Source organism: Mesorhizobium sp. M0437 (assembly GCF_040321335.1).
GTDB lineage: Bacteria > Pseudomonadota > Alphaproteobacteria > Rhizobiales > Rhizobiaceae > Mesorhizobium.
On the sequence record NZ_JAMYRK010000005.1, the window covers coordinates 45,245 to 59,891 of the forward strand.

Annotated in this window: 12 protein-coding genes and 1 riboswitch; of the genes, 5 read left to right on the forward strand and 7 right to left on the reverse strand. The window is 62.8% G+C overall.

Going from position 1 to position 14,647, the window contains the following annotated elements; genetic code table 11:
• Nucleotides 1–15 precede the first annotated feature (15 nt).
• Nucleotides 16–130, reverse strand: a riboswitch (TPP riboswitch).
• Nucleotides 131–257: 127 nt separating this feature from the next.
• The 4 genes from NKI72_RS04890 (at nt 258) to NKI72_RS04905 (ending at nt 3,356) form a co-directional block, all read left to right on the forward strand.
• Nucleotides 258–902: a thiamine diphosphokinase gene (locus NKI72_RS04890; RefSeq protein ID WP_352831346.1), complete on the forward strand. Its 645-nt coding sequence runs from the start codon at nt 258–260 to the stop codon at nt 900–902.
• Between the two features lie 15 nt (nt 903–917).
• Entirely contained in the window at nt 918–2,738 is a 1,821-nt protein-coding gene (locus NKI72_RS04895) for an ABC-F family ATP-binding cassette domain-containing protein (protein ID WP_352831344.1), read from the forward strand.
• 76 nt (nt 2,739–2,814) lie between these two features.
• Entirely contained in the window at nt 2,815–3,057 is a 243-nt protein-coding gene (locus tag NKI72_RS04900; protein ID WP_254816484.1) for a type II toxin-antitoxin system CcdA family antitoxin, read from the forward strand.
• Nucleotides 3,057–3,356 carry a CcdB family protein gene (locus tag NKI72_RS04905; RefSeq protein WP_352450813.1) on the forward strand — a complete coding sequence of 100 codons (300 nt, stop codon included), beginning with the start codon at nt 3,057–3,059 and terminating at the stop codon, nt 3,354–3,356. The genes NKI72_RS04900 and NKI72_RS04905 overlap by 1 nt, the downstream gene beginning before the upstream one ends.
• Nucleotides 3,357–3,389: 33 nt before the next feature.
• Here NKI72_RS04905 and NKI72_RS04910 read toward each other — a convergent pair whose 3' ends face one another.
• Both NKI72_RS04910 and NKI72_RS04915 read right to left on the reverse strand, forming a co-directional pair.
• A complete protein-coding gene (locus NKI72_RS04910) occupies nt 3,390–5,075 on the reverse strand; it encodes a hypothetical protein (protein WP_352849962.1) in 1,686 nt (561 codons plus the stop codon).
• Between the two features lie 73 nt (nt 5,076–5,148).
• Nucleotides 5,149–6,447, reverse strand: coding sequence for an adenylosuccinate synthase (locus tag NKI72_RS04915; protein WP_352831340.1), 1,299 nt, complete (start codon nt 6,445–6,447; stop codon nt 5,149–5,151).
• Nucleotides 6,448–6,768: 321 nt separating this feature from the next.
• On the opposite strand from NKI72_RS04915, the gene NKI72_RS04920 reads away from it, so the two are divergent.
• The gene (locus NKI72_RS04920; RefSeq protein WP_352454884.1) at nt 6,769–7,671 is read left to right on the forward strand and encodes a DMT family transporter; all 903 of its coding nucleotides are present in this window, start codon (nt 6,769–6,771) and stop codon (nt 7,669–7,671) included.
• 59 nt (nt 7,672–7,730) lie between these two features.
• On the opposite strand, the gene serA is transcribed toward NKI72_RS04920, so the two are convergent.
• The 5 genes from serA to glmM all read right to left on the reverse strand — a co-directional run bounded on the left by serA (nt 7,731) and on the right by glmM (nt 14,273).
• Nucleotides 7,731–9,329: a phosphoglycerate dehydrogenase gene (gene serA / locus NKI72_RS04925; RefSeq protein ID WP_352814911.1), complete on the reverse strand. Its 1,599-nt coding sequence runs from the start codon at nt 9,327–9,329 to the stop codon at nt 7,731–7,733.
• Nucleotides 9,330–9,512: 183 nt separating this feature from the next.
• Nucleotides 9,513–10,688 (reverse strand): phosphoserine transaminase, encoded by a 1,176-nt coding sequence (locus tag NKI72_RS04930; protein ID WP_352814910.1) that lies wholly within the window; start codon nt 10,686–10,688, stop codon nt 9,513–9,515.
• Between the two features lie 182 nt (nt 10,689–10,870).
• Complete coding sequence (locus NKI72_RS04935; protein WP_352613401.1) at nt 10,871–11,620, reverse strand: outer membrane protein; 750 nt, start codon at nt 11,618–11,620, stop codon at nt 10,871–10,873.
• Between the two features lie 234 nt (nt 11,621–11,854).
• Entirely contained in the window at nt 11,855–12,694 is an 840-nt protein-coding gene (locus NKI72_RS04940; protein WP_352814908.1) for an outer membrane protein, read from the reverse strand.
• Between the two features lie 226 nt (nt 12,695–12,920).
• The gene (gene glmM / locus NKI72_RS04945; RefSeq protein ID WP_352471193.1) at nt 12,921–14,273 is read right to left on the reverse strand and encodes a phosphoglucosamine mutase; all 1,353 of its coding nucleotides are present in this window, start codon (nt 14,271–14,273) and stop codon (nt 12,921–12,923) included.
• Between the last annotated feature and the right edge of the window lie 374 nt (nt 14,274–14,647).

Consider the following 14,647-nt stretch of genomic DNA (forward strand, 5'->3'; position numbering starts at 1 on the left):
AATTGAGGCGTCGGGCTGTCCGAAACGTCTAATCCCTCCGCCGGTACAAACCGGATCAGGTTCAGCGGGTTGGCAGTCTTGCCTCTCAGCCGGTCCGCGAAAATCGCGTCCGGCACCCCGTTAGAGCGTTGCGACACATAGGCCCGGCCGAAGTGCTGCGCAAGCGGAAGTTTGCCGGGCATCCAAAGCCCAGCCTTCCGTTTCGTCTGCCGTTTCATCTTCCGTTTCCGGGGCAGGGCTGGTAAGGGCCACGAGATATGAGCACATTCACCATCCTGCTTGGCGGCGATCTCATCCGCACACCGCTGCTCGACCGCCAGGTCGAAGGCTCGCGCGTCATCGCCGCCGACGCCGGCATCGGTCATGCCCGCATGCTGGGCCTGAGGCCGGAACTCTGGGTCGGCGATTTCGATTCCGTGCCTGCCGAGTTGCCGGAGGATCTGGCCGCCGTGCCACGGCAGGTATTTCCTGCCGAAAAAGACAAGACCGACGGTGAACTCGCTATCGCCGCCGCGCTCGAACGCGGTGCGACAAGCCTTGTGCTCGCAGGCGCCTTCGGCGGCAAACGTACCGACCACATCTTCCTGCATCTGGCGCTGAGCGTCCGGCTGGCGGAAGGCGGAACGGAAGTGCTTTTGACCAGCGGCGCACAGGAAGGCATTCCTTTGCTGCCTGGAAAGACTGGCTTCGACTATGCCGACGGCACGCTGTTTTCGGTGCTCGGCTTCTCCGATCTCGCCGGCCTGACAGTCACCGGCGCCAAATGGCCGCTCGACCATGTCGAGGTTGCGTTCGGCTCGTCGCTGACCATTTCCAACGAGGTCAGGGGCCGGCTGGAAATCGCGCTGGCCAGCGGCCGGGCGCTGCTGCTCGCGCATCCCTACCCTCTTCCGGAAAGCTGAGCCCAGAAAGCTGATATGGCGCCGCCGCTTCTCAATCTCGACGGGATAAAGCTGACCTTTGGCGGCACGCCGTTGCTCGACGGTGCCGCCCTGACGGCCTCGGCTGGCGACAAGATCGCCCTGGTCGGCCGCAACGGCTCTGGTAAGTCGACGCTCCTCAAGATCGCCGCCGGGCTGATCGAACCGCAGGATGGCGAAGTCTTCCGCCAGCCCTCGGCAACCGTGCGCTACTTGCCGCAAATGCCCGACATGGACGGTTTTGCGACCGTCCGCGCCTATGTCGAGGCGGGGCTCGGGCCCGCCGACGATCCCTACCGCGCCACCTATCTGATGGAGCATCTCGGCCTGACCGGCGAGGAACGGCCGAACGACCTTTCCGGCGGCGAGGCGCGGCGCGCCGCCCTCGCCCGCGTCATGGCGCCGGAGCCCGACATTCTCCTCCTCGATGAGCCGACCAATCATCTTGACCTTTCGGTCATCGAATGGCTGGAGGAGGAGCTTGCCCGCACCTCCTCGGCACTGGTCGTCATCTCGCATGACCGCCGTTTTCTCGAGCGCGTGTCACGCGCCACAATCTGGCTCGACCGCGGCCAGACCCGCCGTCTCGACAAGGGCTTTGGCTATTTCGAGGAATGGCGCGACACGGTGCTGGAGGAGGAAGAGCGCGAGCAGCACAAGCTCGGTCGCCAGATCGTGCGCGAGGAGCACTGGCTGCGCTATGGCGTGACAGCGCGGCGCAAGCGCAACATGCGCCGGCTCGGTGAGTTGCAGACCATGCGCCAGCGCTTTCGTGGTCATCGCGGCGCCGAGGGTGCGGCGACGATGACAGCCAGCGACGCCGCCGAATCCGGCAAGCTGGTGATCGAAGCCAAGAACATCGAGAAGACCTTTGGCGATCTGACCGTGGTCAAGGGATTCTCGACCCGAATCCAGCGCGGCGATCGCGTCGGTCTGGTCGGGCCGAACGGCGCCGGCAAGACGACGCTGTTGAAGATGCTGACCGGCGAATTGAAGCCGGACGCGGGCACGGTGCGGCTCGGCACAAATCTGGAGATCGCCACGCTCGACCAGAAGCGCGAAGCCGTCGACCCGCAGGAGACATTGGCGCAGTATCTCACCGACGGGCGCGGCGAGAACCTCGTCATCAATGGCGAGCAGCGCCACGTCGTCTCTTACATGAAAGACTTCCTGTTCAAGCCGGAACAGGCGCGCACGCCGGTGCGCGAGCTTTCGGGCGGCGAGCGGGCGCGGCTGATCCTCGCCCGCGTTTTGGCGCGGCCGGCAAACCTGCTTGTGCTCGACGAGCCGACCAACGACCTCGACATGGAGACGCTGGAGCTGCTGCAGGAATTGGTCGCCGGCTTTGCCGGCACGGTGATCCTGGTCAGCCACGATCGCGATTTCCTCGACCGCACCGTGACCAGCATCATCGCGCCGGATGGTGACGGCCGCTGGATCGAATATGCCGGCGGCTATTCCGACATGCTGGCGCAGCGCGGCGGCACCAGACTGGACGACCGCAAGGCGCGACCAAAGGCCGAGACGGGCGACGCGACGGCGGCAAGCAGGAACGAAGCGGCCGCACCGAAGGGCCCGGCCAAGAAACTGTCGTTCAAGCAGAAATTCGCGCTGGAATCGCTGCCCAAGAAGATCGAGGCGGTGTCGGCCTCGATCTCGCGGCTGGAGAACAACATCGCCGATCCGGCCTATTACGAGCGCGATCCGGCCTCGTTCCAGAAGACGATTGCCGCGCTCGACAAGGAGCGCGTCACACTGGCAGCGCTCGAGGAGGAATGGCTGGAACTGGAAATGCTGCGCGAGGAGATGGAGGGGTAATTCACGAGTTCAAGCATCTTGTCATTGCGACTAGAGAGGAATGCGCATATATTATGCGCATACTGCGGAGGTGATCATGCGCAAGATAGCTGTGAATGCGGTTCGCCAGCCGGCAAATCTGTCGATCGACTCAAAGCTCATGAAGGAAGCCAAGGGGCTCGATGTGAATGTCTCGCGCGCCGCTGAAGCCGGCATCGCCGAGGCCGTGGCCGCCGAAAAGACGCGGCTGTGGAAGCTTGAGAACCGCGCGACGATAGATGCCTGGAACGAATATGTCGAAAAACACGGTATTCCGCTGGCAGAACATCGGCAATTCTGATGGCGCGCTACGACGTCTTCGCGGGTAGCATCGAAGGCGGCTATCTCCTCGACGTCCAGGCCGATCTGCTAGACCATTTCAAGACCCGGGTGGTCGTCCCGCTTCTGCCGGCTGCGATGGCGCCATCACCAATGCGAAAGCTCCATCCGATTTTCGAGATCAATGGTCGGAAATTGGTCATGGCCACCCATTTGATCGCCACGGTTGCGGCGACGGAACTGGGCGAGAGCCGACTGAATCTGACGAGGCATCACGACGAGATCGTGGCCGCGCTCGATATGCTGTTCCAGGGCTTCTGAACTGCTGGGGAGCTTCGGGGTGGCGGACCGTCTTCACCCCGCCGTCTTAGTCTGCCAGGCCTTAAGCGCCTCGTCGAACACCTTCTCGCCTGGAATGCCCTTTTCCATGGTGAGCAGCGCCCGCCGCCCGGTCTTGTAGACGACCGGCACGTCGATCCAGTCCTGACCTCTGAGCAAGGTCAGATTGGCGTCTTCATCCGCCTTGGTATCGTTGAGCGCAACCAGGAAGAAACCGTCGGCGATCTTGGCCGGGATGCCGATCAGCGGGCTTCCGGCATCCTGCTCGGAGCCCTTCATGGCGACACGCAGGATGTTGTCGACGCCGCCGCCCTCGAAGCCGTCAGGCGTCAGGAAGATCATCTCGATAATATGGCTGGCCGGCAGCGTCTGGTCGGTGTTGCGACGGATCGTCATGCGCAACTGGATATCCTTGCCTGGAATGGTCGCCTCGGCGCGGATCGCCGGCTCGGGCGGCAGGTCGCCGCCGGGCGATTCCTGCACCAGCGACCAGACGATGTTGCCGGGCTCGGCCGAGCCTTGAGCGGTGCTGGTGCGCTCCTCGTAGAAGATCGCCTTCTGGCCGACGGCCAACGTGGCTTGCGGCGGAACTGCCGTTGGTGCCGCTGCCGGTGCTGGCGGCGGGGCGGCCGCTGCAGGCGCTGCTGCCCCGTTGGCGGGCGGCGTTGCGGGAGTTGGTGCAGCGGACCCATCGACTGCTGGAGCATTGGCCGTGGCTTGCGTGTCGGCGGGTGCGGCCGGAGCCGGCGCGGCCGGTGCCGGGGTGGTCGGCGCTTGTGCGGCCGATGGCGGCGTGGTCAGTGCGGCGACGGATTCGCCTTCGCCGATGCCCGCCTGCCCGGCCGCGGGGCCGGGATCGACTTCGTGCCCCTCGGGCGTCAGGCGCTGCGTGAACTTCGCGCCCTCGCCGGCATCCGGCGGAGGCGCGGCGGCCGGTACGGCCGCATCGGCCACCGGCTTGGCCGGGGCTGGTTTTACCAGCGGTTCGGTGGCGACGGCTGTGGTCGAGTCGAGGCCGAGCATGCTGCCGAACGCATCCTTGTTCAGCCAGATGCCATAGCCACCACCGGCAATGACGAGCAAGGCAATGGCGGCGGCGATCACACCGCCATAGCTGCGCCTGCGCTCCGCAGGATAGAGCCGCTGGAACCTGTCCTCCGCGGGGCCGCCGTCGTTGGAAAAGTCGTCGCCCGGAAAAACGCCGTCTTGGCCGTCAGCCGTCGGAAGTTCCATATCGGACGGCGGCGGACCAGCGCGCTCCTGAGAAAGAGCGACGGGCTGCGGCTTTTGCCAGTTCGGCGCCGCCTTAGCGGGCGTGGGCTGCCAGGCCGGCCCAGTCTTTGCTGGCTCCGTCTTTGCCGGCTCGGTCTTGGCCGGCTGCCATGCCGGCTCCGTCTTTGCCGGCTGTCGGATATGGCTGGACTGGTTCTTGTTGCGGTCGATGGAGGAGAAGATGTCCTCCAGTTCCGCCAGCGGGTCGGGTGGCGGCGCAGGCTTGGCATAGTCCCGCTCGACTTTGGCGATGGCGTCTTCCAGTGCACGCATCTGCCGGTCGACATCGGAAGGCGTCATCGTGGCCTTCTCTGCGAGTTGTTTCGCGATTGACGAACGGGCCCTGTCATAGACCCTGGCGCGCACTTCCGCCGACGGCTCACCGAGTTTATCGAGCGCCTTTTTCAGAATAGGAACAAAATCTACCATACGTCAGTCGACCTGCATTTGTTTCTGGGCCGGCCCCCGCAAATCAGCCGCAATGCCCGGAAAGGCTGAGAAACTAGTCTTGAAACGGATCGGTCACAAGTATCGTGTCGTCCCGCTCAGGGCTGGTGGAAAGGAGTGCGACCGGCGCGCCGATCAGCTCCTCGATGTAGCGGACGTACTTCACCGCCTTGGCCGGCAGGTCGTTCCAGCTGCGCGCGCCGGCAGTGGTGCCTTTCCACCCCTCCAGCGTCTCGTAGACCGGTTCGACGCGGGCCTGCGCACCCTGGCTGGCCGGCAGGTAATCGATCGCCTCGCCGTCGAGTCGGTAGCCGGTACAGACCTTGATCTCGTCCAGCCCATCGAGCACATCGAGCTTGGTCAGCGCAATGCCCTTGATGCCGTTGACGGCGACGGCCTGGCGGACCAGCACGGCATCGAACCAGCCGCAGCGGCGCTTGCGGCCGGTGACGACGCCGAATTCATGGCCGCGCGTGCCCAGGAACTCGCCGATCTCGTTCTTCTGTTCGGTTGGAAACGGGCCTTCGCCGACGCGCGTCGTATAGGCCTTGGTGATGCCGAGTACATAACCGATGGCGCCCGGCCCGACACCCGACCCGGCGGCGGCCTGGCCGGCAACCGTATTGGACGAGGTGACGAACGGATAGGTGCCGTGGTCGATGTCGAGCAACGTCCCTTGCGCGCCCTCGAACAGGATGCGCTCGCCGGCGCGGCGCTTGTCGTCGAGGATTTTCCAGACGCGGTCCATATAGGGCAGGATCTCGTCGGCCACCGAGATCAGCTCGCTCATGATCGCCTCGTGCGTGACCTCGGCATGGCCGAGCCCGCGCCGCAGCGCATTGTGGTGCGTCAGCAGCCTGTCGACCTTCAAGGGCAGCGTTTCCAAATCCGCCAAATCCATCACCCTGACCGCGCGCCGGCCCACCTTGTCTTCATAGGCGGGACCGATGCCGCGACGGGTCGTGCCGATCTTCGTTCCGGAATTGGAAGCGGCGTCCTCGCGAAATCCATCCAGCTCCCGGTGCAAGGACAGGATAAGCGCGGTGTTTTCGGCTATTTTCAGGCGGTCTGGCGTCACCTCGACGCCCTGCGCCTTCAATTTCGCAACCTCCGCGACGAAAGCGTGCGGATCGAAGACGACGCCATTGCCGATGATGGACAGCTTGCCTTGCCGCACCACGCCGGACGGCAGCAGCGACAGCTTGTAGACCTTGCCGTCGACGACCAGCGTATGGCCGGCATTGTGGCCGCCCTGGAAGCGCACGACAACATCGGCGCGCTCCGACAGCCAGTCTACGATCTTGCCTTTGCCCTCATCGCCCCATTGCGAGCCGACGACCACCACATTGGCCATATTTCTTTTCCCTTGAGACGCCGCACGAGCAGCTTGAAACAGTTCGAAACGACAGGCCTCTATCGCATCGGCCCCCAAAATCGGAATCGATTTTCGGAAAGCACGACGCGAGGATTAAAGCCTTCCGACGCGTACTTTGTAGCGTCCAATTGCACGCACGTCGTTCTATAGCGTCAAGACCCGGCGAGCGCGACCACTCTTTGCCGCCCAAAACGCTCCGAGGCACAACAATTTTCGCCTTTGACATCATTTACTTGGGCTGGCGGTCGCAATAGGCCCACACCGACCGTCAAATTCCCTCTGCCTGGCCGGGAGTTCACGATGCATCGAGCCGCCTATCTGTTCCTGCTGTTCACCACCTTGCTGTGGGGCGGCAACTCTGTGGCGGGAAAGCTGGCGGTCGGTCATATCTCGCCGATGACGCTGGTCTTCCTGCGTTGGCTGCTGGCGGTTCTGATTCTGCTGCCGATCGGCTGGGGAACGCTACGCCAAGACTGGCCGGTGGTGCGCAGGCATTGGTTGCTGCTTGGCGGGCTCGGCGCTTGCGGCTTCGCCTTTTTCAATGCGATCTTCTACACGGCGCTCAACTACACCACGGCGATCAACGTCTCGATCGAGCAGGCGGCGATACCCATCGTGATCATCATCGCCAATTTCGTGCTGTTTCGCCTGCGGGTGAACCGGGTGCAGATCGCTGGCGTCGTGCTGACCATCATTGGCGTCGCGGTGACGGCGAGCCATGGCGACCTGCGCCAGCTTCTCAAGCTGGATCTCAACTTTGGCGACGCGATCATGCTGGTCGCCGTGCTTTGCTACTCCTTCTATTCGGTGGGGTTGCGGCTGAAGCCGGTCATCCGCTGGCAGAGCCTGATGCTGGCGCTGTCGGTTGCCGCACTCGTCACATCGCTGCCTTTCTTCCTGTGGGAGATTGCCGCCGGCAAAGTCATCGTCCCCGATGCCCGCGGCTGGGCGGTCGCGTTCTATACCGCCATCGGTGCTTCGGTCATCTCGCAGATCTTCTATATCAGGGGCAATGAGCTGATCGGCGCCAACCGCGCCGGCCTGTTCATCAATCTGGTGCCGATCTTCGGCACGCTGCTATCGGTGCTGATTGTCGGCGAGACATTCCAGCTCTATCAGGCGCTGGCTCTCGCGCTGGTGCTCGGTGGCATCAGCCTCGCCGAATACAGCGGACGGAAGATGGCGGCATCCGCTGCTGAATGAAGTCGCTTGCCGCGACGTTCCACCGCCCCGCGTGCTGCTGCACACGGGGCGACCGAATTTCAGGCTATCCCAACATCGAAATGCAGCCGCTTGGCAGAGTCGATCGACTTGTGCGAGCGCACCTGCGCCAACACGTTTTCCGGGAATGGCGCATCGAGATAGAGCAATGCGATGGCATCACCGCCCGGCCGGTTGCGGCCGAGCTGGAAATTGGCGATGTTGACGCCGTTCTCGCCGCACACCGTGCCGAGCAGACCGATGATGCCGGGCGCGTCGGCATTGGTCGTGTAGAGCATGTGCTGGCCAACCTCGGCGTCGAGATTGATGCCCTTGATCTGGATGAAGCGCGGCTTGCCGTCCGAAAAACACGTGCCGGCGATCGAGCGCGTCCTGTGCTCGGTCTTGACCGTCAGCTTGATATAGCCGTCGAACACGCCCGACTTGTCGCGCTTGACCTCGGCGACGATGATGCCGCGCTCCTTCACCATGATCGGCGCCGACACCATGTTGACGTCGGCGACCTGCGGCCGGATCAGCCCGGCAAGAGTGGCGCTGATCAGCGCCCGCGTGTTCATCGTCGCGGTCGAGCCGTCGAACAGGATCTCGACCTCCTTGATCGGATCCTCGGTGACCTGGCCAACAAAGGCGCCGAGCACTTCAGCGAGCTTGACGAAAGGTTTCAGCCGCGGCGCTTCCTCGGCGGTGATCGATGGCATGTTGATGGCATTGGAAACGGCGCCCTTGATCAGATAGTCCGACATCTGCTCGGCGACCTGCAGCGCGACATTCTCCTGCGCCTCCATCGTCGAGGCCCCCAGATGCGGCGTTGCCACCACGTTCTCCATGCCGAACAGTGCGTTGCTCTCCGCCGGTTCGACCTCGAACACGTCGATGCCGGCGCCGGCCACCTTGCCGCTCTTCAGCGCCGCGATCAGGTCGGCCTCGACGATCAGCCCGCCACGGGCGCAGTTGATGATACGCACGCCGGTCTTCATCTTGGCGATCGCCGCGGCGTCGATGATGTTGCGCGTCTTGTCCGTCAGCGGCGTATGCAGCGTGATGAAGTCGGCGCGGGCGAACAGCTCGTCGAGCTCGACCTTTTCGACGCCGAGCTCCTCGGCGCGGCTGTCCGACAGGAATGGATCGAAGGCGATGACATGCATCTTCAGGCCGACGCCGCGCGTAGCGACGATCGAACCGATATTGCCGCAGCCGATGATGCCCAGCGTCTTGCCGGTGATCTCGACACCCATGAAGCGGTTCTTTTCCCATTTGCCGGCATGCGTCGAGGCGTTGGCCTCCGGTATCTGGCGGGCCAGCGCGAAGATCATGGCGACGGCATGCTCGGCGGTGGTGATCGAATTGCCGAAGGGCGTGTTCATCACGATGATGCCCTTGCGGCTCGCCGCCGGTATGTCGACATTGTCGACGCCGATGCCGGCGCGGCCCACGACCTTCAGCCTGGTCGCAGCATTGATCAGCTTCTCCGTGACCTTTGTCGCCGAGCGGATGGCCAGCCCATCATACTGGCCGATCACTTCGAGCAGTTTTTCCTTGTCCTTGCCGAGATCCGGCAAATAGTCGACCTCGATGCCGCGATCCCTGAAGATCTGCACGGCGGTGGTGGAAAGTTTGTCTGAGACGAGAACGCGGGGCATTGGCTTGGTCCTTTGCGATTGGCGTCCCTCCCCCTTGAGGGGAGGGTCGGCGCGAAGCGCCGGGGTGGGGTCGTTGCGGCCGGATGCGGCCAAATCTTTTTCTTTCTGGATGGCGGATCGTTGAACGGGTGGAGGCGACCCCACCCGGCCCTTCGGGCCACCCTCCCCTCGAGGGGGAGGGAGTCAGGCCGCCGCTTTGAGCGACGCCTTTTGCGCCGCAAAGGCCCAGTCGAGCCAGGGCAGCAACGCTTCGAGATCGGAGGTCTCGACTGTCGCGCCGCACCAGATGCGCAGGCCGGGCGGTGCATCGCGGTAGGCACCAATGTCGTAGGCGACGCCTTCCTTGTCGAGCGCCGAGACAATTGCCTTGGCGAACGCAGCCTGTCCATCGGCGTCGAGTGCAGCGACTTGCCGGTCGGTGAAGGAAAGGCAGACCGACGTGTTCGAACGCGTCGCCGGGTCTACGGCAAGATGGCCGAGCCAGGAAGATTTTCTGACAAAGCGATCGAGAACAGCGGCATTGGCATCCGCTCTGGTGACCAGCGCGTCGAGGCCGCCGATCGACTTCGCCCAACGCAGCGCGTCGAGATAGTCCTCGACGCACAGCATCGACGGCGTGTTGATAGTCTCGCCCTTGAAGATGCCTTCGATCAGCTTGCCGCCCGAGGTGAGGCGGAAGATTTTCGGCAACGGCCAGGCCGGCTTGTAGCTTTCCAGGCGTTCGACGGCGCGCGGGCTGAGGATCAGCATTCCGTGCGCGCCCTCACCGCCCAGCACCTTCTGCCAGGAGAAGGTGACGACGTCGAGCTTCCTGAAATCGAGCTGTTGCGCAAAGGCCGCCGAAGTCGCGTCGCAGATGGTCAGGCCCTTGCGGGTGGCCGGGATGAAATCGCCGTTCGGCACGCGCACACCCGACGTCGTGCCGTTCCAGGTGAAGACCACGTCGCGGTCGAAGTCGATTCTGGTCAGGTCCGGCAGTGCGCCGTAGTCCGCCTCTAACCTGCGAACATCGGCGAGCCTCAGCTGCTTGACCACATCGGTGACCCAGCCGGAGCCGAAGCTCTCCCAGGCGACCATGTCGACGCCGCGTTCGCCGAGCAGCGACCACAGCGCCATTTCGACCGCGCCGGTATCCGAGGCCGGCACGATGCCGATGCGGTAATCCGCCGGAACCTGGAGGATTTCCCGGGTCAGCTCGATCGCTTGTTCGAGCTTGGTCTTGCCGATCTTGGCGCGGTGCGAGCGCCCGAGCGCGGCATTTTTGAGCGCCTCGACCGACCAGCCGGGGCGTTTTGCACAGGGACCTGAGGAAAAATTGGGATTTGCCGGACGGAATCCGGGCTTCGCATGCGTGGTCATCGTGGTCTATCCTTCCAGATAGTGGCCCCTCGTTGGGGAGGGGTGGCCCACGGATGGCGATATGCGTTCAGACTTTCGGCGTCAAGGGGAAAGTTTTTGTCGCTGTCAGGATATTGCCGGGGGCGAAACGCAAACGGCGGGCCTGCGACCCGCCATTGTCAACGCCTCGGCTTCGATCGAGCCTACCAGAGATCGTAGCGTAGTCCGACTTTGACTTGATGATTGTTGATCCCTTTGCGGATCGGAAAAGAAGTCAGACTCTCGGCAGTCACATATTCGGCGTCTGGCGCGGAAAAATACTGATAGCCCAGATCGACCGAGACGTTCTTGGACACTTGGTACGCAAGCCCGGCATTCAGCGTGTAGGCGAAGGAGTACTGGGTCTTGTTGTCACGCCGGACGAAATCGTCGGTGGGGTCGGCGTTGTCGGTGAAGTAGCTCGCCGACAGGCGACGCTTGCTCTGCACGACACCGACACCGGCGCCGAGATAAGGTGTGATTCCGACATAGGTGCCAAGGTCGACATAGCCGTTGAGTATGCCTGAGAAGGCATAGTTCTTCAGGGTCGCCGATGCCACGGTCGTTCCGTCGTTATAGCCGACGTCGATCTTGTTGCCGGGAAGATAGCCGACATTGAGATCGGCGCGCAGATAGTCGTTGAAATGGTAGCCGAAGCCGATGCTGGCGAAGATGGGATCTTCCTTTTCGTCGAAGCTCGCGGGTGTAAAGGCGAAATGCTCATCCTTGAAGCTCTTCTGCACCAGATAGGAGACATCGCCGCGCAGATACCATCCCGAGCCAACCTCGACCGGTACATAGTCGGGCGCCTGGTCGACATAGACCGGCGGTTCGTAATCGGCGCCAAGCGCCGGCGTCAGCGGCACCAGGACGACTGCTGCAAGCGCCAGTGCTATAGGCGATTTGAATGTCATGGTCCTCGGCTCCCGAACTTGGCGCATTCGCGATCGCGCGCGCCGTTTCAGACAGCATTGTTAACCATAGTGGTTAAGTGCGGGTTAAGGATAACAAGGCGTTAGCAATTGATTTGATCCGTTTTCGCTCCTCGAGCCGGACGGTGTTACAGGGCAACGCAGCATCTTTAGGCAGCCAAACGAAACCGCCCGGCATCAGCCGGGCGGTCGACGAATTCCTCGATTTCGAAGCGACTACTTCGTGTAGACGGGCTCGGGTTCCGGGACGTAAGGCTCCGGCGGCGCACAGTCCGACCTGCCGAACTGGTAGCGCAGGCCGCCGCGCACTTCGTGAACGTTGATACCTTTGTCATAGCCGGGGCCGACATTGGGGAGGGAGGCATAGTCGAACATCTTACCGCCGTTGATGTGGCTGAAGCGGTAGCCGACATCTAGTTTGACGCGGTCAGTCAGGCAGTAGGATGCGCCCGCCATGGCAGCATAGGCAAACCGCCAGCCCTTGCCACCGGCATGATCAAATGAACCGTCGCTGTCCACGTTGTGCAGTTCATCCCACTTGACCCAGGCACCGCCGATGCCGGCGCCGACGTAAGGCGTGATCCCATGCCAGGTGCCGATATCGACATAGGCGTTGGCCAAGAGCAGCAGCGCCGAATAGGACGAGGTATCGACGGACGTGCAAGGCGTTTGCTGTGGGCCGCAGAAGCCGTTGGTCGAGCCGCGGAATTTGGACTTGCTCATCCAGTCCAGGGTGAGATCGGTGCGGAAATGCTCGTCGATCTGGTAACCAACACCGCCGCCGGCCGAGAAGGCGCCATCCAGCTTGCCTGTATCGAACTTGCCGGGATTCTGGGGCGCCACACCGTAGGTGATGTACTCGCCACCACGAAACTTCGACCAGTGATAGTCGATGTCGCCGCGGATATACCAGCCGCCGAATTCGGCCGGCTGCTCATAGGCAACCGGTGGCGGTGCCTCCTCGACGACGGGCGGCTCGACGAAATCGGCGGCGAATGCCGGTCCGACGCCGGCAAACAGCGCGGCCAGAAGAGCCATTCTAGCTGTGTTGAACATGCTTATCACCCCTGAGAACCCTCGAACGGCGAACGCGCCCGAAATGTGATTGACCTCAGTTGTGGATAATGAATCGGAAAGGTTAAAAGGCGTTTAACCGTATTGATTAACCACGAATCTCTAAAAGTGGAGCAATCTGGCGGCCGTTGCTGCAGGCGGAGCTGGCCGCGACCCAATAAAAAAGCCCGCCGGCAAGGCGGGCTTTTGAACCGATGTTGGAGGGAGATCAGGCGGCGCTACGCGTTTCCGAAATGACCTCGACGATGTCGTTGACCACGGACTCGACAAGCTGCGGGTCGTCGCCCTCCGCCATGACGCGGATGAGCGGCTCCGTGCCGGATGGCCGGATGACCAGGCGCCCGGCCTTGCCGAGGCGATTGCGCGCATCTTCGATCGCCGCCTTGACCGGCGCCTCCTCCAGCGGCTTGCCGCCGGAAATATGCACATTCTTCAAAAGCTGCGGCACCGGCTCGAATTTCTTCGACAGTTCGCTGACCGGTCGGTTATGCCGCTTGATGCAGGCGAGCACTTGGAGCGCCGAGACGAGGCCGTCGCCGGTGGTCGAGAAATCGGACAGCACGATGTGGCCCGACTGTTCGCCGCCGACATTGAGTCCATGGGCACGCATGTGCTCGACGACATAGCGGTCACCGACCTTGGTGCGATGCAACTGCAGGTTCATGTCGCCGAGGAAGCGTTCGAGGCCGAGATTGGACATCACCGTCGAGACGACGCCGCCGCCGGCCAGCCGTCCGCTCTGCTGCCAGGATTCGGCGATCAGCGCCATGATCTGGTCGCCATCGACGATCGCGCCGTTCTCGTCGACAATGACGACACGGTCGGCATCGCCGTCGAGAGCAATGCCGATATCGGCGCGCACCTCGTGCACCTTCTTTTGCAGACCGGCCGGATGAGTCGAGCCGCATTCCTTGTTGATGTTGAAGCCGTTGGGCTCGACATTGATGGCAACGACCTCGGCGCCGAGTTCCCACAGCGCGTCGGGCGCCACCTTGTAGGCGGCGCCATTGGCGCAATCGACGACGATGCGCAGGCCCGACAGCGACATCGAGCGCGGCAGCGTGCGCTTGGCGAATTCGATATAGCGGTCATGCACGCCGTCGACGCGTTTGGCGCGGCCGAGCCCATCGGAATCGGCGAGCGCCAGTTCGATATCCTTGTCGAGCATCCCCTCGATACGCTCCTCGATCTCATCGGACAGCTTGTAGCCATCGGGGCCGAACAGCTTGATGCCGTTGTCGTAATAGGGGTTGTGCGAGGCAGAGATCATCACGCCGATATCGGCGCGCAGCGAGCGCACCAGCATGGCAACAGCCGGCGTCGGGATCGGGCCGAGCAGGAAGACATCCATGCCGGCGGCGCACAGGCCCGACACCATGGCGTTCTCGATCATGTAGCCGGAAAGCCTGGTATCCTTGCCGAGCACGACGCGGTGGCGGTGGCTGCCGCGCTGGAACGAGAGGCCGGCGGCCATGCCGACCCGCATGGCGACCTCCGCCGTCATTGGAAACTTGTTGGCGCGCCCACGAATGCCGTCCGTACCGAAATAATGTCCTGCCATGTTCGCCAGCTTCCCGATGGTTCTTTCCGAGCATCTCATGCCATAAAATGGCCCAAGCCCCGTCATCACATTGTATGATTATGGACGACCAATCCTTAGAAAATTGTTGTTTTGTGTGTTTTACGTCACGCTAGTGTGTTGATTTTCAAGTTCCGAGCCCTTGTTGCGGTAGCAGCATCAGAAACGTCAACTCAAACCTCATCTGGTTCCTTTGGGCTGTGGCAGTGTGGCCTTGAACCCGAATCCGCATCGTGCTGCTCCAGACAGCGGTGGCTCAGGTCCGCCGCAGCCGCCGATTTGACTGGCTGTCATTCGACGCAGTGTCCTCGCTGGGAACCAGCCATAGGCGCGCGCTCCGTGCAATGCACCCGGAC

Coding starts and splice junctions, on each gene's coding strand:
- NKI72_RS04895 (WP_352831344.1), top strand. CDS start 918: ATGGCGCCGCCGCTTCTCAATCTCGACGGGATAAAGCTGACCTTTGGC.
- NKI72_RS04900 (WP_254816484.1), top strand. CDS start 2,815: ATGCGCAAGATAGCTGTGAATGCGGTTCGCCAGCCGGCAAATCTGTCG.
- NKI72_RS04920 (WP_352454884.1), top strand. CDS start 6,769: ATGCATCGAGCCGCCTATCTGTTCCTGCTGTTCACCACCTTGCTGTGG.
- serA (WP_352814911.1), bottom strand. CDS start 9,329: ATGCCCCGCGTTCTCGTCTCAGACAAACTTTCCACCACCGCCGTGCAG.
- NKI72_RS04915 (WP_352831340.1), bottom strand. CDS start 6,447: ATGGCCAATGTGGTGGTCGTCGGCTCGCAATGGGGCGATGAGGGCAAA.
- NKI72_RS04935 (WP_352613401.1), bottom strand. CDS start 11,620: ATGACATTCAAATCGCCTATAGCACTGGCGCTTGCAGCAGTCGTCCTG.
- NKI72_RS04940 (WP_352814908.1), bottom strand. CDS start 12,694: ATGTTCAACACAGCTAGAATGGCTCTTCTGGCCGCGCTGTTTGCCGGC.
- glmM (WP_352471193.1), bottom strand. CDS start 14,273: ATGGCAGGACATTATTTCGGTACGGACGGCATTCGTGGGCGCGCCAAC.
- NKI72_RS04930 (WP_352814910.1), bottom strand. CDS start 10,688: ATGACCACGCATGCGAAGCCCGGATTCCGTCCGGCAAATCCCAATTTT.
- NKI72_RS04910 (WP_352849962.1), bottom strand. CDS start 5,075: ATGGTAGATTTTGTTCCTATTCTGAAAAAGGCGCTCGATAAACTCGGT.
- NKI72_RS04890 (WP_352831346.1), top strand. CDS start 258: ATGAGCACATTCACCATCCTGCTTGGCGGCGATCTCATCCGCACACCG.
- NKI72_RS04905 (WP_352450813.1), top strand. CDS start 3,057: ATGGCGCGCTACGACGTCTTCGCGGGTAGCATCGAAGGCGGCTATCTC.